An 18,741-nucleotide genomic window follows, 5' to 3' on the forward strand; every position below is an offset into this window, starting at 1 on the left:
TGATTTTTAGTTTATTTGTTCCTGTACGAGATCATTATATGCTTCAAAGGTCTTCGGATAGACACTTTGCTGTTTACTCAGTAGATGTGTAATGGTCTTCTGTAATTCCAGGAGAACAGCATGATCCAAGTCTTGTTTTGCAGCTTCCCTAACCTCATCAACTCCTGGAAAATCACGATTCGGTTCAATGTAATCGGCCAGAAAGATAATTTTCTCCAAAAGGGTCATCTGCTTGCGCCCCGTCGTATGATAAATCATCGCATTTAAAAGATCGGAATCGTTAACGCCATACTGTTCTTGTACATAAATGGCTCCGGCTGGCGCGTGCCACAATTTGTCCGAATACTTGAGACAATCGCTCCACGTTCCTGGTTTGCGCAAAATCATTGATTTCAATTCATCATCCGAGAAATATTTGACAATGTCGTGCAACATTCCGGCTAAACGCGCTTTCTCCTCATCACCGCCGTATTTTTTTGCAAGTTCTCCTGCTGTTTGCGAAACACCAACGGAATGTATATAGCGTTTTTCGGGAAGAATCTCTTTAATTGTCTTCTTTGCCTCATCAATCTTCATAAAGTCCTCGCTCCTTTATGTAGTTTATGACTGCATCCTTAATAAAGTAGCGGCATGACCGCCCTGACTTCAATCGTTCGCGTAAGAAACTCGAGGATAAGTCCACTTTCGGCATATCAATGTAGTGTACATCGGCAAAATCAGGATGGGCCTCAGGATAGCCTGGCCGCTTAAAAGCAATAAAAGAGGTCAGTCTGCACAATTCATCAACTTGATGCCACGTCGGAAGATCATCCACCATATCTGCACCGAGAATGAAGTAAAAATCATCATCAGGATAAGTTTTCTTCAAACCGCGAAATGTATCCACGGTATAAGACTTTCCCTTTCGCTCAAGTTCTGCTGTGCAAACAGCAAATTGTTCGTTATCCATGATTGACAGCCGCACCATATCTGCCCGCTGCTTAGCACTGGCACGCGCCTTTTTCTCATGAACATGCGGCGGTTGATAGCTTGGTAAAAACCAAACCTGATCCAGTTCGCATGCTTCGAGTGCCTCCTCGGCAATCAATAAGTGCATTAGATGCGGCGGATCGAATGTGCCGCCGAATATACCAATTCTTTTATTCATCTGGGCGGCATCCTACTTGTTCGGAATGTCGATCCGCTTGTGCTCTTTAGACGGCCGATAAAGAACCGCCGTATGGCCGATCACCTGAACAAGTTCTGAATCGGTGCGCTGGCTTATTTCGCTGCCTGCTTCAGCAGGATCTTCAAATGTATTTTGCAAAAATTGTACTTTAATGAGTTCGCGTTTCTCAAGTACATGATCAATTTCATCTATGAATTGATCATGTACACCAGTTTTCCCAACTTGAAAAATCGGTTTAAGCGGGTGGGCAAGCTTTTTTAAAAACTTTCGTTGATTATTGCTCAGCATACTTTTTTTATTCCTCCATTATTCACTCAATTCAAATACTTATGAATGAGATGTTCTTCCATTTTTTTCGTCTCAGGGACGAATCCGTTCCATTTTTCAAAGGCAAGTGCACCTTGATAGACCAGCATTGGCAAGCCGTTCATCACAGAGTAGCCGTGGTGTTCTGCATCTTGAAGAAACGCTGTCCTTCTCGGCTGATAGATGAGATCCGCGAAAAGCGTATCGCTTCGTGCTCCATCTAAGCAAATGAACGGATGATTCTCATGTATATCGAAACCAATCGGTGTTGTATTGATCACCACTTTATAGCGATCCAGTTGCAGCTCAGCCTGTTTAAAGGTCAGCGGCACGGATTGCGCATATACGCTACACGCAGTGCTCAGCTTAACCGCCTTATCGAATGTTCGATTAGCGATATCAACACGCGTGCCGATTGCCCTTGCTAGTGTCAAAGCGACTGACCGTGCAGCTCCTCCAGCACCAATTAAGAGAATGGACGGATGCTGACCGGACAATTCCGGAAAGTGCTGTTTCAATCCCTCAAGAAAACCGGCTCCATCTGTATTATACCCGATTAGCCGATCATCTGAGCAAACAACGGTGTTCACCGCCCCGATCTCCTTGGCAGCCTCATCCACAGTATCAAGCAGAGGCAGAATCGCTGTTTTTAACGGGTATGTGACGTTAAATCCCTTAATTCCTGATTCTTTTAGTCGAGAAACCGCCAGATCCAAGTTTTCCAGTTCAACCAAATGTGTCTGATAATGCGCGGGAATATCATATTGCTTGAACCAATAGTTATGCATGGCCGGTGAAAGGCTGTGCGCAACCGGTGCTCCGATCAGACCATACGTATCATTCATGTTCGCTTACCCCTTTATGACCGACTCACGCAAGGATACGCCAATCCCTTTCGGAGCGTAGGCAGAGACTCTGGCTCCTTTGCCCTTAATCGTGATCCACCCTAGTCCGGAAAAAACGACATCGGAATCAAAGTCGTCGGTACGAAAATCATAACGTGTCATGGCTGGAAGCTCTGTTCCCTCACTAGGCGGAGCCAGCAGATGTCCAAATTGTCTTTCATATAAATCATCTGCTTGCTCTGTCTTTGTCCGATGGATAGGAAGTGAACCGGCGCAATAGACAATCAGAGATCTTCTGCCCGGAGCAATGTAATCAATACGCGCAATGCCGCCTAGGAATAGGGTCTGATTTTCGTTGAGCTGATAGACCTTCGGCTTCACTTCTTTAGCCGGCATCACATTCTTATAATCACGCGCGTCCACAAAATGTGCGACTTGATGTTCGTTAACAACTCCAGGGGTATCGTAGAGACTGCAGCCGTCATCCAGCGGAATCTCTATAAAGTCCAAAGTTGTTCCAGGAAATCTCGATGTCGTAATCGCCGAATCCCCGGAACCAAGATTTTGAATCAAGTGATTAATAAAAGTCGACTTGCCTACATTTGTCGCACCGACAACGTAAACGTCACGCCCGTTGCGATAGTAGTCAATGTTTGAAGCGACTTCGTCCAGTCCATGATTCTTTCCTGCGCTCATTAAAAGTACATCCACCGGCTTTAATCCTTGCTCATGCGCAGAACGCCGCATCCAGCTGGTTAATTTATTCGGATTCGTTGATTTTGGAAATAAATCATGCTTATTTCCGACAAGAAGTACCGGATTATGGCCGACAAAGCGCTGCAGACCAGTGACCCAGCTTCCGGCAATATCGAAGAGATCAACCAAATAAACGACAAGTGCATCCTTCTCAGCAATGCGAGAAAGCATGTTCAAAAAGTCGTCTCCATTCAATGAAACATCTTGAATTTCATTATAATGAGTTAACCGAAAGCAGCGCTGACAGACAACTGGTTCATGCTGAAGTGCACTGCTCGGTGCATAGCCGAGTTCATCTGGCTCTGTTGTTTGAATCTTCACACCGCAGCCTGCACAAAAAAGTTCACTCACGTCTCATTCCTCCCATTTGAGCCAGCCTTTGCGCCTCATTAGCGAAAAAATAAAGCGCTCCAAATGACGATTCATTTTGGTTGCCCAACCATCAGTAGAAGCAATAGGCGTTACTAAAATTGTGTGTGCACCCACTTGATTGCCGCCCCAAACATCCGTCATCAATTGATCCCCGACAACAACCATCTGGTCTCTTGTCACATTCATGATTTTCATCGCGCGTCTGAATGCAAAAGGGAGCGGTTTTCGCGCCCTGTAAATATACGAAACGCCGGCGGAATTTGAGAACAGCTTGACCCGTTTCTCACTATTGTTTGACAGAATCATAACCGAAATTCCCGCTTTTTCCAGTGATGAAAACCAACGTACCAGTTGCGGAGTTACGTCGCTTTCATTCCAGGCAATAAGTGTATTGTCCAGATCCGTGACTAGTGCTTTGATTCCTCTCTGTTTCAGCTTATCCGGCTTGATATCTAAAATTGTTTCTACATGTTCCTCAGGCAAAAATTTTCTCAACACTGAATTAGCCACCTCATATTCTGATCTCATTTTCCCACAAGTTGCCGATTTTACCAAGTCCTAAATCATAAATGTTCCATTCATAAGCAACTTATTCATGTGTTTTCCATTCACTCACCTATCATTTGGAATATTATTCTAATAAAAATAGGATAATTGATCATTCTATGACTAACATCGGCAAATTAGATCCTAAATATTTCGACAAAAGCTGACAACAATTATTTTGTGGATAATTTTGTCCACATTATTCACCGACTAATGCCTACATTTTCATCATGTTACCCACACGAAATGCACAGCTTATCCACTATTGTTGTGGATAAAGATCGAATTGTTACGGAACAAGGAACATGTTAGAGTGAACTTATGAATTTTAATCGACTCATTAAAGCCATCAAATGATCTGGTAACGGTTGACATACAGATTAAGTTTGCGGTGAGCTGTTGATCTCGGTCATTTGATAACCGACAATCAATACCGAAACATAATCCCTTATTTATCAATGATTTGAGTTAAATCTTATGAGACTAATGGTCGAACGGAAAGGAGATGAGAAACCGGTAACGGTTGACAATGGACAAACTTTCTGATGCTTTACTTATTGAATCTTATACAAAGGCAAAGCAATATAAATTAAGCGAGGATTTTATTCAATTAATTGAGGCAGAGATCGATCGCCGCAGCTTGAGCAAACATACGAAGCAGACAAGCTGAGCTCGTGATAGCCATGATCTGCACAATCTTTTAATTTGGCCCCATATTTATTAACGAAATGAAAAATTCCTTTGGCCTTTTTTCCAGTCGGACAGACACAGGACATGGCAACTGCCCATAGACTAAAAGACAGCGAAGAAAAATCACATCTCCCGGAGGAGTGAAAAGTCATGCTGTCAATTGTCGGTGGCGTTGCCTATTTATTTAAGAATGTCTGGTTGCTCGTATCTTATGTAAAAAACAATGCCTTTCCACAACCGCTTTCTGAGGAAGAGGAGGCCAAATGCCTTGAGCTGATGGCCCAAGGTGATGAGGAGGCACGCAATAAGCTGATTGAGCACAATCTACGGCTTGTCGCACATATTGTAAAAAAATTTGATAATACCAAAGAAGACACAGATGACTTGATATCCATTGGTTCGATTGGATTAATAAAAGCCATCAATAGCTATTCAAGCGGTAAAGGAACCAAATTGGCAACATACGCCGCCCGCTGTATCGAAAATCAGATACTCATGCATCTTCGAGGATTAAAGAAGACGAAAAAAGATGTATCGTTAAATGATCCGATTGGGCAAGACAAGGAAGGAAACACAATCAGCTTAATTGATATTTTGAAATCCAGAAATAAAGATGTTGTTGATGAAATATCACTTAATCTTGAAACGAAAAAGATCTATGGGGCTTTGCATATTCTCGATCCTCGTGAACGCGAAGTCATCATTGATCGATTTGGACTTAATAACCAGGATGAACTGACGCAAAGGGAAATTGCAAAAAAATTAGCGATCTCCCGCAGCTATGTATCACGTATAGAAAAACGTGCGTTAATGAAGCTGTTCCACGAAATCTATCGAAACCCGAACCATTGACTCAACACAAAACAAATAAACAAAGAGCATTCACACACACGAATACTCGATTCAATGGTACACTTAAACTAGGATAGTTCAGAATAAGGATCAGAATCGAGGAATTATGATGAACGAATCGCATAAAACAAGAGGCTTGCACCTGATGGGCGAGCCGGAAGAAATCAAAAGCGTACACATGATGGTCAAGGGAAGAGTACAAGCTGTCGGCTTCCGCTATTTCACGTGGCAGACTGCCAATGTTTATCGAATATCCGGTTGGGTGCGCAATCGTGACGATGGCAGTGTCGAAATTGCTGCTGAAGGTGAAAAATCAGATATTCAGCAATTTGTGAAAACGATAAAAAAGGGAAGTCCTTTCTCACGTATTAAAGACGTGGACATATATGAATATGAAACACCGAAAAATTACATCCAATTTGAAATTAAAAATTCCGATTGATAAATCCAATCATCAATCAAATCAGCAGTAAGGAGATCATCCTGCGTCCTCTCCTTGCTGTTTTTTTATCGCCAGCAGGTCATTTAGAATCCTCAGAGTAGAAAGGTCCGCCGCACTGCCGATCCAGAATGATCTCGTGTGCTTTGTCCATACGCAGACAATGTCTTGCTGCCTTCACCGCATGATCAACCTTCAGCGACTTCCATTCCAGAGTTACAGCCAATTTATGAATATGAAAACGGATCATTTCATTGCCCCCCTAAGCATTTCTTATCAATAACCTTATTTTATCTTTTACTTTGATCCGTTTCGCCAGACTGCTGAATGGTATCTGTCTCCTGCCAAGGTCTGAATTTATCTCAGTCTGAACGTAAAACTCCTCCTGACTCCCTATAAGAAAAACCGCTGAGCGATCAAATTAGATCGTTCAGCAGTTCGAATAGTGCACTGCATTATAATTGTTCTTTCAGTTTAGACGATCTCCAGTAGAAAAAGAATGAGAATACCAAGAATAGAAAACTAGAGCCGGCGAGAAGTTCAAGCTTCCATTCAATCTCGCTGTAGCTCGGAATCAATGTTCCGCTATAGAGAAACGTGCTGAGAAACAAGCACAGCATGCCGATCCTCCGGCAATCGATCATTTTGTCTTGAATCATTTTCTGCTGTTCTTCCATGTTCATCCCTCCGTCACTAGATTACTATAACATGAGATGAAAACGAGAAGTTCAGGTAGTTTCTGACAAAAGCAAGACAATGTTCTGCGAAGAATAGAGAGCATTGCTTTGGAGCAAATGTGCTCTCAGTTTAGTGCTTGCTCTAAATCCTCGATCAGATCCTCAATATCCTCGATGCCGACGGAGAGACGGATTAATCCATCGGTAATACCCAGTTCATCACGACGCGGCTTAGGAATCGAAGCGTGCGTCATTTTTGCCGGAACAGAAATTAAGCTTTCGACCGCGCCTAAACTTTCCGCCAATGTAAAGTAATGCGTTTTAGCAAGTATTTGATTTACCGCTGCCTCATCTCCAACATCAAATGAAATCATGCCACCAAACCCTGACGCCTGCTTTGCAGCAAGTGCATGACCCGGATGAGTCTCAAGTCCCGGATAATAAACCTTTTTGACTTTCGGATGTGATTGAAGAAACTTTGCAATCTGATTTGCATTCTTTTCAATCTGCTCCATCCTCAGGCCAAGTGTTTTAATCCCTCTTACGAGCAGCCAGGCATCTTGTGGACCGGGTACAGCACCAACTGAGTTTTGAACAAAATAGAGTCGTTCAGCCAGTTCGTCAGACGCCACTGCAACCAATCCCGCAACAACATCACTATGACCGCCAATGTATTTTGTAGCGCTGTGCAGAACAACATCGGCTCCGAGGTCCAAAGGATGCTGCCAATAGGGTGTTGCAAAGGTATTGTCAACAATTAATAACAGATCATGCTGATGAGCGATTTCCGCTGCTTTGCGAATATCCGTCACCTTCAGCAATGGATTAGTAGGCGTTTCAAGATAAAGGGCTTTTGTCTTATCAGTAATTGCTTTTTCAATGTTTTCCGGGATGCTCGTATCAACGAATGTTGCAGAAATACCTAACCTTTTAAATACCTTATCAATGACGCGGAATGTCCCGCCATATACATCATCCGTAATTATGAGATGGTCACCGCTGTTTAAAAGCATGAGTACTGAAGATATAGCTGCCATACCTGATCCGAACGCAAATCCTGCTTTCCCATGCTCCAACTCTTGAATCAAGACTTCAAGTGCATGCCGTGTCGGGTTTCCGGAACGCGAATAATCATAACCTTTTGTTTTTCCTACTTCTTCTTGTTTATAAGTACTTGTTTGGTAAATCGGGACAGTAACACTGCCCGTAGACTCATCTCCAAAAATGCCTGCGTGAATCACTTGTGTCTTTGGTCTCATACGTAAACCCTCCGGTTTCTTTTCTAAGTATATGATTAATCGTAAATGTGTTCGCTGAAATAACGTTCGCTGGAGTCGGGAAAAATGACGACAATGTTTGTTCCTGATTCTGATTTTTCGGCCTCCAGCAAAGCTGCGTGTAATGCTGATCCTGAGGAACTTCCAATCAGTAAACCTTCCAGTTGTGCCGCTTCCTTAAGTCGTCGAAAAGCATCCTCATCGCTAACTGTATAAATTTCATCAAAATACTTGGTTTTAACGAAAGAAGGAATAAACTCCATTCCAATGCCCTCCGTACGATGCGCTGCAGGCTTGCCTCCGTTCAAAATGGATCCCTCGGGTTCGACGACGATTGTTTTCACATCAGGATTTTTCATTTTCAAATAGTCCGCTGTTCCTGTAAATGTCCCACCGGTTCCTGCTCCGGCAACAAGCACATCCACTTTCCCATTCAGGTCGTTCCAAATCTCAGGTCCAAGCGTTTCGAAGTAAGCACTCGGGTTGTCTGGATTGGCAAACTGATTTGGGCAATAGCCTCCTGCAATTGAGCGCTCAAGCTCACGTGCCTTTGCGACAGCACCGGTCATTCCCTGATCGGTCGGTGTCTGAACAATACGCGCACCGAGCGCTTTCATCAGAATCTGTTTTTCCGCACTGAACTTTTCAGGAACGCAGAAAATGACGTTAATTCCTTTCCCCACAGCAGCAAGCGCCAGACCGATACCTGTATTTCCTGCCGTAGGTTCAATCAAGGTTCCGCCCGGTTTAAGTTTCCCGGTCCGTAACGCTTCTCGGATCAGCTTTTCGCCTAAACGATCCTTCACGCTGCCCCCGGGATTAAAATACTCGCATTTTGCATAGAGCCGCACCCCGTCCGGTAACGGAAATGCATGCAGTCCGACCAGCGGCGTCTTGCCTACCAGTTCATGAACACTTTCGAACACTGCCATAACCTACTCTCCCTATCTTCGGGTCACAAGGTCAGGATCAAGCACAGATTTCTTTCAACCAGCCTTGTAAACCAACATTTTTTTTACCATTTTCTTTGCTTCGACACGGTCGTTCTTTACATCCCAGCCGCACGGACAACAGTTGGCAGCCGGAGCATATGATGTATTTACTTCGGTAGGCCAAGAGTGAATGCTCTGTGCATTTATCTTCTTGCTAACAGTCATATTATGCCAGCTCCTTAATAATTGAAAGCGTGAATTCAGCCGAATGCTTCGCGGCGGTCTTTAAAAATTGGTCAAACGAGAGATTAGAATCCTTGCCGGCAATATCCGAGAGTGATCGAATGATTAGAAACGGTACACCGAACTGATAGCACACTTGAGCAATTGCTGCTGCCTCCATCTCGACAGCTTTTAATTGCGGAAAGGTTGCTTTAACATTGTGAATGCGCTCAGGATCAGCCATAAATGAGTCTCCAGAACCGATCTGCCCCTCAACAATCTGATGCCCTAAACGAACAGCAGCAGAAGCGGCAAGCGCTGCCTTGACTAATTTACTATTCGGTTGAAATTCAGGCGGCATGCCTGGAATTTGTCCCGCCGCATAGCCGAAGGCAGTTGCATCAGCATCATGATGAACGACTGATGAGGAGATCACGACATCGCCAATGTTAAGGTTAATATCCGTTCCGCCCGCCGATCCTGTATTGATGACTGCGGTCGGATGATAGTGATCAATGAGCAGTGTTGTGCCGAGTGCTGCACTCACCTTGCCAATACCGGACTGCAGCAGAACTGCCTCCGTTCCGTTAAGTAGTCCTTTATAAAAACGACAGCCGGCAATTTCATTCTGCTCGACTCCGTCCATGCGTTCTTTAAGTAGTGCGACTTCTTCTTCCATCGCTCCGATGATTCCTAATGTCACAACTGGATCCTCCTGAGACTCATTCTTTTTTTTCGGCGACAATCAGCCATGCGAATCGGTTTAATTGCTTAAAATAGGGCACAAAGTGGTGCTTGCGAAATGCAGTGTAGAGCGTTCCGCGCAGCGGATAATATTCTGTGCGCAAATCCTTAAGCAGGTGGGTATATCCATTCATATTTGCCCAGCGATGCACCTTTTTCTTCTCAAGTTCACTGTCAAAAAGTGTATCTGCAAACACTATTCTACCATTAAACGGGAGCAGACGGCTATAGCTCTCAATGGCCTGATCTTTCTCGTCATCGGTCAAGTGATGAAATGCAAATGAACTTACAATCGTATTAATCGTATGCTTTGGAATTGGAAAATCGAGAAAGTCACCATCTGATACATTAAGCTGTGGAATCTTTTCAATGGCCTTTTGCCGCATCTTCTCAGAAGGTTCAATTCCAGTCACGTCCAATCCTCGTTTTATTAATTTCTGTGTTAAATTACCGGTACCAACGCCAAATTCAAGTACTGAACCACGGGCATGCTCAGCGACCTCTTCAAGAATCCGATCATAATCTTTGAAAACTTCCTGGTACTCTAGATCTCCTCCTGAAACAGAACGATCGTAATCATCTGCCCAATCCTCAAATGTATGAATAAATTCGCGTCCCATGCGCTATTACCTCCCATACTGTTTGAAAACATTATATTCATATAACATTAGTATGGATTATAAAAGTCAATGTCACTAAACTAGCACAAATCGTTAAAATCTTCAACAATAAAACATTATATAACAAGGCAATCTGTTGATTGAATCAACAGGACTTCTATCGCAGGGATCTCAAACCTGCCCGCTTGATTCCCATTTAATGTTTCTAAAAAAAAGGATGTCTCAAAGTCAGAAACGGACTTTTGAGACATCCTCTGTTTTAATGAATTCATGGTTTTTTTACATTATCCGCTTGCCAATGACCGCCCTTATAGATGAGGTGAACAACGTAGATTGCACTCTGATTATTCTTCGGAGCAACCCGGGCAAGGGAACTGTTCGGCGTTCCGCCATTTCCGAGCCAACGAACAGTCATGTTTGCTTCATCAATTCCCGTTGCTTCGGAAATCGCCTGAACCTGTGCGTTCCAATCCGCTGAACCCATTTCATATGATGCTTGATGGTTCTCATCCGACTCAGTCGGTGATTCAGCACTTGAGCTTGATGATTCAGATTCAGTGCTGCTTGATTCATCGTTCGAAGCCTGACTCGATTCGGAAGATGAAGACTGGTCCTCTTTGCTTTCTTGAGATTGAGTGCTGCTGCTTGATTGCGATGATGACGCCGCTGGCTTTGAATCCGGCGATGTGTGAAAAACTGAAATGAGAATGATACAGCCTATTGCTAAAATAAGCAGTGAGACAATTCCGATCGTCCAACTCAGCAGCCGATCCGTCTTGCTTTTGCGCTGTTCAATGCGAGACGACGAATAACCATTCCCTCTCTGACTTCTCATAAGACATCCTCCTTTTGACCGACGACAATAACTTATGAATAAGCGATCTTTACTGGACCGATCATTTGTTTGTTTCATTCATCTCAGATACAAATGAATGGGTATGTCACTAATTCAAGAAACATGGGCCCGAAACCTGTGATTTAAGCTATTTTTCACAAAATCTGTATTAATAAATTCGAATAGGGCATGTCCTTACTGTCTGTCTCAACAAAAAGCTGTATCAAATGATTCACTGATAAACGTATGCACACACCTATAAACTATGTCATTTGGAAGCAAAGCACCAGCAATTTGTTTCATCGATTCAAAAAAAAACGCAAAACTGCCGGAATGCACCGCATCCGAGCAGAATTGCATCTTCATAAAAAGTGAATTTACTCAACCTTTAAAATTTTGACACGAATGTCACCGCCAGGCGTGCTGACGCTGACTTCTTCACCGACAGAAAGACCAATCAGTCCCTTAGCCATTGGAGAATCATTTGAAATTTTGCCTTTAAAAGGATCGGATTCGGCACTGCCGACGATCTGATAGGTTTCTTCATCACCGTCAGGAAGCTCACGGAAGGTTACCGATTTACCGATTTTGACAACATCAGTTGTTTCATCGTCTTCAATGATCACGGAATTACGAATCATGAGTTCCAATTGTTGAATACGTGCCTCGACAAATGCTTGCTCATCTTTCGCTGCGTCATATTCCGAGTTTTCAGAGAGGTCGCCGAAGCCTCGAGCGATCTTAATTCTTTCAACAACTTCTTTTCTTTTTTCTGTCTTCAAGTAGTCCAGTTCATGTTCGAGCTTTTCTTTACCTTCAGCGGTCATATAGTGAAGTTTTTCTGCCATTATTTGCCACACTCCTGAATAGATTTATGATCAACTGTTCATTTTTACCCATTCGGCTGAATTGGGATTGCGTTTACGCGTTCAAGTCACAGTGATTTATTCTTTCCTTCCAGAACGGTACGGATCTTCGTCGCCATCAAATCGATCGCTACCGAATTCTTTCCGCCTTCGGGAATGATAATATCCGCATAGCGCTTCGTTGGTTCGACGAATTGAAGATGCATCGGCCGAACCGCTGTCAAATATTGATTGATCACCGATTCAACACTTCTGCCACGCTCCTCGGTATCTCGAAGCAATCTGCGAATAATACGAAGATCGGAATCTGTATCCACAAAAACTTTAATGTCCATTAAATCGCGAAGACGTTCATCCTCTAGAATCAAAATGCCTTCCAGAATAATTACGTCTTTTGGTTCGACGGGTACAATTTTAGCAGATCTTGTATGTACTGTATAGTCATACACCGGTTTTTTTATCGGGTGGAACTGAAGCAGCTCACTGATTTGAGAAATTAACAAGTCGGTATCGAACGCGAGCGGATGATCATAGTTCGTCAGCAGTCTTTTTTCAAATGGTTTGTCATCCTGAGCCTTATAGTAAGAATCCTGTTGGATGACTGCAATTGATTTGTCCGGAAAGCTGCGATAGATCTCCCGCGTAACCGTGGTTTTCCCCGATCCGGAACCTCCGGCGACACCAATGACAATAGGCTTGTTTCTTTCCATTTCAACGCTCCCCCTCTGCGCGTGATTTTTTTGTACTTACAGCCATGCCGTCTCCTACTGTAAGAAAAATAGTGTCAAAATCATCGCGTTCACTCAGAAAATGATTAAACTCATCAACCTTTTTAACAAGTCGGTGCAGTTGTTTCTTGTGCACTGCGTCAATATCACAAACCAGTCCGTGAAAAAAGACGTTGTCAGTAACGATTACTCCTTGATCGGTCAGCAGTTCGGAGCACTTTTCAAAAAGATGTTCATATTGAGCTTTCGCAGCGTCAATTAATATAAGGTCATATGGAGCCGCGGCTGCAACTTCCGGCAAGTCATCAGTCGCATCACCGTCAACGATATGAATCTTACTTTGAAGATTGAGGGTCTCAATATTTTGCGAGGCTTCTTCAATCATTGCCTCATCCCGCTCGATCGTTACAATCATCGCATCATTCCCGGCTGCCAAGGCCATCCGAATCGACGAGTAACCGATCGCCGTACCGAGTTCAAGAATTTTCCGCGCATTTCTCCAGCGAATTAACTGTTGCAGAAACGCCATTGCTGAAGGCTGCATGATCGGAATGTAAATTTCCGCAGCTTTCTTCTCCATTTGGCGAAGCAGATCATTTTCCGAATGGGTAAAAGCAGCTGCGTAATCCGACAGCACTTTAAAATCAACCAACCTGATCTTCCTTTCTGTAACATGTGAAAACAGTTTACGATTTTTCAGACCACTCATGTCGATACTTCGCTACAATTGCCTGGTGCTCTTGATAGGTTTTCGAATAATAAATTTTACCGTTTGGTCTTGCATAGAAAAACAAGTTCTTCGATGCTGTCGGGTTCAATACCGATTGAATCGCATCCTTTGCAGGAGCCCCTATCGGTCCTATCGGCAAGCCTGTCCGTGTATACGTGTTGTATGGCGTGTCCTTGCGGATATCTTTCAGTGTATAATCGCGATTCCTTTTTTGCCTGCTGTAAATAACCGTAGTGTCCGATTCAAGCCGTTTCTTTTGTTCCAGCCTGTTATAGAATACACCGGCAATCAGCCGACGATCCTTATCCTTTGGGGCTTCCTGTTCAACAAGAGAAGCCATTGCCAGGATTTTATGAAATGAGCCAAGCTTGTTCGCCTTGATCTGCGTTTCATAAGATTTGAATGTATGTTCTGTTTGATCGAGCATTTGATCGATCATTCGGTCAAGTGTCAAAGGATCCTTCTTGGTTACCTTAAAGCGGTAGTTTCCCGGAGCCAGATAACCCTCCAATGGGTATTTGATCCCCTTTGCGAACACTTCATCCGTAAGGAACGTGTATTTTCCGGCATAGTGCGTCTTGACATACGCATGGTCGCTCAGCTTTTTCAAAATGTCCGTTTTATCTAAATTAGCAACAGTAGCCATTTGCTGGGCAATCTCGCTGACCCACATTCCCTGACGAACGTCTACGAGTAAAATCCGCTCGTGGCGTTTGCCATTTTCCAGATCGCTCATTAATTGACCGGTTGACATGGTTTGATTAAACACGTAGGTGCCGGATCGGTAGTTATTCAGATGATTCCATCGTGCGTAAAATTCAAATGCCCATGCCTTTCGAACCAAGCCTTTATTTTCTAAAATATGTCCAATATCCTTAACAGAAGCTCCGGACGGTATATTTACCGAAATTGGTTGATTGTTCTTCTGATTAACCGGTGACAAAAGACTTGCATAATAACGATTGAATCCCCATGCAGCCCCTGCAATCATCGCAATCAGAATAATTGTGATGGCAGTCAGCAGCCGCCAGTGTTTTTTTATCATAAAAATGAGCCGCTCCCTTCAAGAGTACTCACCAATTATACACTAAAAGATACTTTTTTCTTTCAATAAAAGACATGATTCGCCATGATTTTCCATCAGTAGCGATGCATTGAAAAAGCCCCTGTTCGGGGGCTCATTTATTCTTCGCTTTCATCACTGAACGTATTGATCATTTCTTCAACGATGTCCCATTCTTCGTCGGTCTCGATCGGGAACAGCCTGAAATCATCATCGTCGCCTTCATAACGGAAAGCAAATACTTCCTGTTCTTCATCATCCTCTTGATCCTGTTCTGCCGGTACAACAACAACATAAGACTTGTCCGTTTCCGGAACATCAAAATAGAACAGGACGTCAAATAGATTTTCATCACCGTTTTCTTCGGGAATGACAATGCGTTCTTTCTCTTCGGAATCCGGAAGGAAAATCGGATAATGATTGTGTTCGTGTTCACTCATCGTTTTTTTGCTCCAATCGTTTTTTATCAAGGTAGCTCTGCAGAATAAGAACCGCTGCTTCCTTATCAATCACTTGTTTTCGTTTCTTGCGGCTGAGATCGGCAGCAATCAAGATTCGCTCTGCTGCCACGGTCGTCAGCCGTTCATCCCACAGTTCCACCGGGATCTTGAACTTGCGCCGAACACTTTTTGCGAACCCACGGGAAGCTTCAGCACGCTGCGTTTCCGTCCCGATCAAATCCTTCGGGAGACCGACCACAGCCAGTTCAACTTCATATTCTTTAATTAATTCGCCGATGCGGTCAAACAGAAGATTTTTCTTATGTTCGACATAATGCACAGTTTCAATACCTTGAGCAGTCCAGCCGAGCGGATCGCTGATTGCGACGCCGACCGTAACCGAACCGAAATCCAGACCCATAATTCTCATTCTTTGTCCCATTTCTCTTTGAGATATGCAGTAACCAGTGCTTCAATAATTTCATCACGTTCGAGCCTGCGAATAAGTTTTCGTGCATCCTTATGTCTCGGGATATAGGCGGGGTCCCCCGATAATAGATAGCCAACGATCTGATTAATCGGGTTGTACCCCTTCTCATCAAGCGCATCATAGACTTGAAACAAGACTTCACGCGGATTATGATCCCCTTAATCACCGAAACTGAATTTCATTGTCTTATCCATGATACTCATCCCCCAACAGGAATAATCTCGTGCTCGTTACTGATACTCAGCGAACTGCCGCCTTTTCAATTAAATCGGTAACTGCGTTCAATGCGTCACGTACTTTTTCCGGACGTTTGCCACCGGCTTGAGCCATATCCGGACGTCCGCCTCCGCCTCCGCCACAGATGGTCGCCACTTCCTTGACAATTTTCCCGGCATGGAAACCTTTCTGAATCAAATCCTTTGTCACACCGGCAACAAGATGGACCTTTTCACCGTCAACGGACGCGAGCACAACAACAACCGACTTAAGTTTGTTTTTCAGTTCGTCGGCCATTGAACGTAGCTGGTTCATGTCCATCGTATCAACTTTTGCAGCAATATAAGCGACATCGCCGCTCTTTTTCACAGACTGTTCCAGCTCGCCGGACTTTGCGCTTCCCAGTTTATTCATCAAGGCAGTATTTTCTTTTTCCAGCGCCTTAATCTGCTGCTGCAGGGTATCGATGCGTTCGGCGAGCTGTTCCGGCGCAACCTTAAGCGAAGCAGAAATGGTCTTGACCTGAAGCTTGACTTGATTCAATTTTTCAAATGCCTTTTCCCCGGTTAATGCTTCGATTCGGCGCGTTCCGGCACCGATGCCGCCTTCGCTGACAAGTGTGAACAGCCCGAGTTCAGCCGTATTGCTTACATGGCAGCCGCCGCACAGTTCAATGCTGTAGTCTCCGGCGCTGACGACACGCACGATCTTGCCGTATTTTTCGCCGAAAAGCGCGATCGCGCCTAGTTTTTTCGCATCGTCAATCGGCATCTCTTTCGTTGTGACCGGAAGCTGTTGCCAAATCTTTTCATTCACAATCTTTTCAACCTGCTGCAGTTCTTCCTCAGTCACCTGACCAAAATGTGAGAAGTCAAAACGAAGCCGATCGGCAGATACATAGGATCCGGCTTGGTTTACATGCGTACCAAGTACATCCTTGAGTGCTTGATCCAAAAGATGAGTTGCTGTGTGGTTCTTTTGAATAGCAAGTCGCGCCTTCTCGTCGATCGCAGCGTTCAATGCATCGCCAACCGCAATCTTGCCGCTTTTAACAATACATGTATGCAGGTTTTGACCGTTCGGCGCCTTCTGCACATCATTAACCTCGAGCACAGCCGCCGCGTTCGTCAGAGTCCCTTGATCGGCGACTTGACCGCCCATTTCCGCATAGAAAGGCGTGCGGTCCAAGATCAATTGAACAGTGTCCCCTTCAGAAGCACGGTCAACCGCTTCATTATCTTTGACAAGTGCAATCACCTTGACACCGTCAACAGCGAATTGGTCATAGCCGATAAATTCGCTCGGATCGGTAATATTACGGAGCGTGCCGCTCTGAACCTGCATCGACTTTTGATCTTTTCTGGCCGACCGTGCGCGGTCTCTCTGAGCGTCAAGTTCTTCTTCAAAGCCCGCCTGATCAATTGCCAACCCTTCCTGCTGTGCATATTCCTCTGTCAATTCAACAGGAAAACCGAATGTATCATAGAGCTTGAACACATTCTTGCCTGACAGTTCTTTTTTGCCTTGCGCCTTTGCTTCTGCAATCTGTTCTTTAAGAATCGACACACCTTCATGGATAGTTTCCTGAAAGCGTTCTTCCTCACCGCGAATGACTTTTTGAACAAACGGCGCTTTCTCCAAAACTTCTTTGTAGTAGTCCTTCATTATATCGGCAACAACCGGTACTAATTCAAATAGGAACGGCTTGTCAAGCCCGAGATCCATCGCATAGCGTACCGCACGGCGAATCAGTCGGCGAAGCACATAACCGCGGCCTTCATTTGATGGAAGCGCTCCATCAGCTATTGCAAATGTGACCGTTCGTGCATGATCTGCGATTACTTTGAATGCCGTATTCTTCTTGCCAGCTTGATATTTAGCGCCGGAAAGTTCTTCGATTTTATGAATGATCGGTAGGAACAAATCGGTGTCGAAGTTGGTCTCAGCATCTTGAATCACGCTGACCATTCGTTCCAGTCCCATACCGGTATCAATGTTTTTCTTCGGAAGCGGTGTATGCGTGCCGTCCGGGTTATGATTAAATTGCGAGAACACGAGATTCCAGACTTCCAAATAACGTTCATTTTCCCCACCCGGAAAAAGTTCGGGATCGTTCGGATCATTGCCGAATGCTTCGCCGCGATCATAGAATATTTCTGTATTCGGACCGCTTGGGCCTTCGCCGATATCCCAGAAATTGTGTTCCAGTTTAATGATCCGATTTTCAGGAAGCCCAATCTTCTCATGCCATAGTTTATAAGCATCTTGATCATCCGGATAAATGGTCACGGAAAGCTTGTCCGGATCAAAGGCGATCCATTCCGGACTCGTCAGGAATTCCCATGCCCAAGTGATTGCATCTTCCTTGAAGTAATCACCGACGGAAAAGTTGCCCAGCATTTCGAAAAATGTATGGTGGCGTGCGGTGTACCCGACATTTTCAATATCGTTGGTCCGAATCGCCTTCTGTGCGTTGCAGATACGCGGATTTTTCGGCACAACACGTCCGTCAAAATATTTCTTCAGTGTTGCAACACCACTGTTGATCCAAAGCAGAGACGGGTCATCAACCGGAATCAATGACGCACTCGGCTCGACCGTGTGTCCCTTTCCTTTAAAAAAGTCCAAAAACATTTGCCTGACTTCCGATGAACTAAGCTGTTTCATCACAAGAACCTCCACTCAATTTACTGCATCATTCATTATGTAAACCACGAGGGCGCTCAACGAAAAAAGCTCTCATCCCATCACCAGGAAGGACGAAAGCTTTCAAGCTTACTCTGCGCCGCAAAATGAAAAGAAACTCCGCGGCATATGTATCACAGCACTCGGTACAACAATCCGCCGGGCGATTGCCCAAGTGAACTGCCGCAGCCGCGGTTAAACTGCGGAAAAGCCGTTCCCGCAAGATTCGACCGGTCATTTGG

At 44.4% G+C, this 18,741-nt stretch carries 24 protein-coding genes and 1 pseudogene; 3 read left to right on the forward strand and 22 right to left on the reverse strand.

The window, feature by feature from the left end; all coding sequences use genetic code 11:
• Window positions 1-6 precede the first annotated feature (6 nt).
• Genes yqeK through AC1MBV_RS11900 form a run of 6 tightly spaced genes read right to left on the reverse strand, consistent with a single transcriptional unit; the run spans window position 7 to window position 3,975 of the window.
• Window positions 7-576: a bis(5'-nucleosyl)-tetraphosphatase (symmetrical) YqeK gene (yqeK, locus tag AC1MBV_RS11875; protein WP_255745452.1), complete on the reverse strand. Its 570-nt coding sequence runs from the start codon at window positions 574-576 to the stop codon at window positions 7-9.
• Entirely contained in the window at window positions 566-1,147 is a 582-nt protein-coding gene (locus tag AC1MBV_RS11880; protein WP_255745454.1) for a nicotinate-nucleotide adenylyltransferase, read from the reverse strand. Before AC1MBV_RS11880 ends, yqeK begins: the two co-directional genes overlap by 11 nt.
• Before the next feature lie 12 nt (window positions 1,148-1,159).
• On the reverse strand, window positions 1,160-1,456 hold the full coding sequence (gene yhbY, locus AC1MBV_RS11885; RefSeq protein WP_480948362.1) for a ribosome assembly RNA-binding protein YhbY: 297 nt from the start codon (window positions 1,454-1,456) through the stop codon (window positions 1,160-1,162).
• Between the two features lie 26 nt (window positions 1,457-1,482).
• On the reverse strand, window positions 1,483-2,319 hold the full coding sequence (gene aroE / locus AC1MBV_RS11890) for a shikimate dehydrogenase (RefSeq protein WP_480948363.1): 837 nt from the start codon (window positions 2,317-2,319) through the stop codon (window positions 1,483-1,485).
• A 6-nt stretch (window positions 2,320-2,325) separates the two neighbouring features.
• Entirely contained in the window at window positions 2,326-3,426 is a 1,101-nt protein-coding gene (gene yqeH, locus AC1MBV_RS11895; RefSeq protein WP_480948364.1) for a ribosome biogenesis GTPase YqeH, read from the reverse strand.
• Between the two features lie 3 nt (window positions 3,427-3,429).
• Window positions 3,430-3,975, reverse strand: coding sequence for a YqeG family HAD IIIA-type phosphatase (locus AC1MBV_RS11900; protein WP_255745461.1), 546 nt, complete (start codon window positions 3,973-3,975; stop codon window positions 3,430-3,432).
• Window positions 3,976-4,522: 547 nt separating this feature from the next.
• Between AC1MBV_RS11900 and sda the strand changes: the two genes are divergently transcribed.
• From sda to AC1MBV_RS11915, 3 genes are all read left to right on the forward strand, one after another.
• A complete protein-coding gene (sda, locus tag AC1MBV_RS11905) occupies window positions 4,523-4,663 on the forward strand; it encodes a sporulation histidine kinase inhibitor Sda (protein WP_255745992.1) in 141 nt (46 codons plus the stop codon).
• Window positions 4,664-4,833: 170 nt separating this feature from the next.
• The gene (sigK, locus tag AC1MBV_RS11910) at window positions 4,834-5,535 is read left to right on the forward strand and encodes an RNA polymerase sporulation sigma factor SigK (protein WP_255745463.1); all 702 of its coding nucleotides are present in this window, start codon (window positions 4,834-4,836) and stop codon (window positions 5,533-5,535) included.
• A gap of 145 nt (window positions 5,536-5,680) precedes the next feature.
• A complete protein-coding gene (locus AC1MBV_RS11915; protein ID WP_480948782.1) occupies window positions 5,681-5,977 on the forward strand; it encodes an acylphosphatase in 297 nt (98 codons plus the stop codon).
• Between the two features lie 79 nt (window positions 5,978-6,056).
• Here AC1MBV_RS11915 and AC1MBV_RS11920 read toward each other — a convergent pair whose 3' ends face one another.
• The 16 genes and pseudogenes from AC1MBV_RS11920 to alaS form a co-directional block, all read right to left on the reverse strand.
• The gene (locus AC1MBV_RS11920; RefSeq protein ID WP_480948365.1) at window positions 6,057-6,224 is read right to left on the reverse strand and encodes a hypothetical protein; all 168 of its coding nucleotides are present in this window, start codon (window positions 6,222-6,224) and stop codon (window positions 6,057-6,059) included.
• 205 nt (window positions 6,225-6,429) lie between these two features.
• Complete coding sequence (locus AC1MBV_RS11925) at window positions 6,430-6,651, reverse strand: YrhC family protein (protein ID WP_255745469.1); 222 nt, start codon at window positions 6,649-6,651, stop codon at window positions 6,430-6,432.
• 125 nt (window positions 6,652-6,776) lie between these two features.
• Window positions 6,777-7,910, reverse strand: a complete 1,134-nt coding sequence (locus tag AC1MBV_RS11930; protein WP_255745471.1) for a bifunctional cystathionine gamma-lyase/homocysteine desulfhydrase — start codon at window positions 7,908-7,910, stop codon at window positions 6,777-6,779.
• A gap of 35 nt (window positions 7,911-7,945) precedes the next feature.
• A complete protein-coding gene (locus AC1MBV_RS11935) occupies window positions 7,946-8,860 on the reverse strand; it encodes a PLP-dependent cysteine synthase family protein (protein WP_255745473.1) in 915 nt (304 codons plus the stop codon).
• Window positions 8,861-8,914: 54 nt separating this feature from the next.
• Entirely contained in the window at window positions 8,915-9,085 is a 171-nt protein-coding gene (locus tag AC1MBV_RS11940; RefSeq protein WP_255745475.1) for a hypothetical protein, read from the reverse strand.
• A gap of 1 nt (window position 9,086) precedes the next feature.
• On the reverse strand, window positions 9,087-9,785 hold the full coding sequence (gene mtnN / locus AC1MBV_RS11945) for a 5'-methylthioadenosine/S-adenosylhomocysteine nucleosidase (RefSeq protein ID WP_255745476.1): 699 nt from the start codon (window positions 9,783-9,785) through the stop codon (window positions 9,087-9,089).
• Window positions 9,786-9,804: 19 nt separating this feature from the next.
• Complete coding sequence (locus tag AC1MBV_RS11950) at window positions 9,805-10,446, reverse strand: class I SAM-dependent DNA methyltransferase (RefSeq protein WP_255745477.1); 642 nt, start codon at window positions 10,444-10,446, stop codon at window positions 9,805-9,807.
• 268 nt (window positions 10,447-10,714) lie between these two features.
• Window positions 10,715-11,281 carry a YrrS family protein gene (locus tag AC1MBV_RS11955; protein WP_255745479.1) on the reverse strand — a complete coding sequence of 189 codons (567 nt, stop codon included), beginning with the start codon at window positions 11,279-11,281 and terminating at the stop codon, window positions 10,715-10,717.
• 377 nt (window positions 11,282-11,658) lie between these two features.
• The gene (greA, locus tag AC1MBV_RS11960; protein WP_304654708.1) at window positions 11,659-12,129 is read right to left on the reverse strand and encodes a transcription elongation factor GreA; all 471 of its coding nucleotides are present in this window, start codon (window positions 12,127-12,129) and stop codon (window positions 11,659-11,661) included.
• An 86-nt stretch (window positions 12,130-12,215) separates the two neighbouring features.
• Entirely contained in the window at window positions 12,216-12,857 is a 642-nt protein-coding gene (gene udk, locus AC1MBV_RS11965; RefSeq protein WP_255745481.1) for a uridine kinase, read from the reverse strand.
• Between the two features lies 1 nt (window position 12,858).
• Entirely contained in the window at window positions 12,859-13,527 is a 669-nt protein-coding gene (locus AC1MBV_RS11970) for an O-methyltransferase (protein WP_255745483.1), read from the reverse strand.
• A gap of 34 nt (window positions 13,528-13,561) precedes the next feature.
• A complete protein-coding gene (gene mltG / locus AC1MBV_RS11975; RefSeq protein ID WP_255745485.1) occupies window positions 13,562-14,650 on the reverse strand; it encodes an endolytic transglycosylase MltG in 1,089 nt (362 codons plus the stop codon).
• 137 nt (window positions 14,651-14,787) lie between these two features.
• On the reverse strand, window positions 14,788-15,108 hold the full coding sequence (locus AC1MBV_RS11980) for a DUF1292 domain-containing protein (protein WP_255745487.1): 321 nt from the start codon (window positions 15,106-15,108) through the stop codon (window positions 14,788-14,790).
• On the reverse strand, window positions 15,101-15,538 hold the full coding sequence (gene ruvX, locus AC1MBV_RS11985) for a Holliday junction resolvase RuvX (protein WP_255745490.1): 438 nt from the start codon (window positions 15,536-15,538) through the stop codon (window positions 15,101-15,103). Before ruvX ends, AC1MBV_RS11980 begins: the two co-directional genes overlap by 8 nt.
• Window positions 15,535-15,801 (reverse strand): annotated as a pseudogene (locus AC1MBV_RS11990) (IreB family regulatory phosphoprotein). Before AC1MBV_RS11990 ends, ruvX begins: the two are co-directional and overlap by 4 nt.
• Window positions 15,802-15,838: 37 nt before the next feature.
• Complete coding sequence (gene alaS / locus AC1MBV_RS11995; protein ID WP_255745493.1) at window positions 15,839-18,481, reverse strand: alanine--tRNA ligase; 2,643 nt, start codon at window positions 18,479-18,481, stop codon at window positions 15,839-15,841.
• Between the last annotated feature and the right edge of the window lie 260 nt (window positions 18,482-18,741).

This window comes from Sporolactobacillus sp. PKPK-6 (genome assembly GCF_056678885.1).

What these genes read in the sequence shown, in the direction of transcription:
- yqeK (WP_255745452.1), bottom strand. Translation starts at nt 576, where the DNA reads ATGAAGATTGATGAGGCAAAGAAGACAATTAAAGAGATTCTTCCCGAA.
- AC1MBV_RS11880 (WP_255745454.1), bottom strand. Translation starts at nt 1,147, where the DNA reads ATGAATAAAAGAATTGGTATATTCGGCGGCACATTCGATCCGCCGCAT.
- yhbY (WP_480948362.1), bottom strand. Translation starts at nt 1,456, where the DNA reads ATGCTGAGCAATAATCAACGAAAGTTTTTAAAAAAGCTTGCCCACCCG.
- aroE (WP_480948363.1), bottom strand. Translation starts at nt 2,319, where the DNA reads ATGAATGATACGTATGGTCTGATCGGAGCACCGGTTGCGCACAGCCTT.
- AC1MBV_RS11900 (WP_255745461.1), bottom strand. Translation starts at nt 3,975, where the DNA reads ATGAGATCAGAATATGAGGTGGCTAATTCAGTGTTGAGAAAATTTTTG.
- sda (WP_255745992.1), top strand. Translation starts at nt 4,523, where the DNA reads ATGGACAAACTTTCTGATGCTTTACTTATTGAATCTTATACAAAGGCA.
- sigK (WP_255745463.1), top strand. Translation starts at nt 4,834, where the DNA reads ATGCTGTCAATTGTCGGTGGCGTTGCCTATTTATTTAAGAATGTCTGG.
- AC1MBV_RS11915 (WP_480948782.1), top strand. Translation starts at nt 5,681, where the DNA reads ATGGGCGAGCCGGAAGAAATCAAAAGCGTACACATGATGGTCAAGGGA.
- AC1MBV_RS11920 (WP_480948365.1), bottom strand. Translation starts at nt 6,224, where the DNA reads ATGATCCGTTTTCATATTCATAAATTGGCTGTAACTCTGGAATGGAAG.
- AC1MBV_RS11925 (WP_255745469.1), bottom strand. Translation starts at nt 6,651, where the DNA reads ATGGAAGAACAGCAGAAAATGATTCAAGACAAAATGATCGATTGCCGG.
- AC1MBV_RS11930 (WP_255745471.1), bottom strand. Translation starts at nt 7,910, where the DNA reads ATGAGACCAAAGACACAAGTGATTCACGCAGGCATTTTTGGAGATGAG.
- AC1MBV_RS11935 (WP_255745473.1), bottom strand. Translation starts at nt 8,860, where the DNA reads ATGGCAGTGTTCGAAAGTGTTCATGAACTGGTAGGCAAGACGCCGCTG.
- AC1MBV_RS11940 (WP_255745475.1), bottom strand. Translation starts at nt 9,085, where the DNA reads ATGACTGTTAGCAAGAAGATAAATGCACAGAGCATTCACTCTTGGCCT.
- AC1MBV_RS11950 (WP_255745477.1), bottom strand. Translation starts at nt 10,446, where the DNA reads ATGGGACGCGAATTTATTCATACATTTGAGGATTGGGCAGATGATTAC.
- AC1MBV_RS11955 (WP_255745479.1), bottom strand. Translation starts at nt 11,281, where the DNA reads ATGAGAAGTCAGAGAGGGAATGGTTATTCGTCGTCTCGCATTGAACAG.
- greA (WP_304654708.1), bottom strand. Translation starts at nt 12,129, where the DNA reads ATGGCAGAAAAACTTCACTATATGACCGCTGAAGGTAAAGAAAAGCTC.
- udk (WP_255745481.1), bottom strand. Translation starts at nt 12,857, where the DNA reads ATGGAAAGAAACAAGCCTATTGTCATTGGTGTCGCCGGAGGTTCCGGA.
- mltG (WP_255745485.1), bottom strand. Translation starts at nt 14,650, where the DNA reads ATGATAAAAAAACACTGGCGGCTGCTGACTGCCATCACAATTATTCTG.
- AC1MBV_RS11980 (WP_255745487.1), bottom strand. Translation starts at nt 15,108, where the DNA reads ATGAGTGAACACGAACACAATCATTATCCGATTTTCCTTCCGGATTCC.
- ruvX (WP_255745490.1), bottom strand. Translation starts at nt 15,538, where the DNA reads ATGAGAATTATGGGTCTGGATTTCGGTTCGGTTACGGTCGGCGTCGCA.
- alaS (WP_255745493.1), bottom strand. Translation starts at nt 18,481, where the DNA reads ATGAAACAGCTTAGTTCATCGGAAGTCAGGCAAATGTTTTTGGACTTT.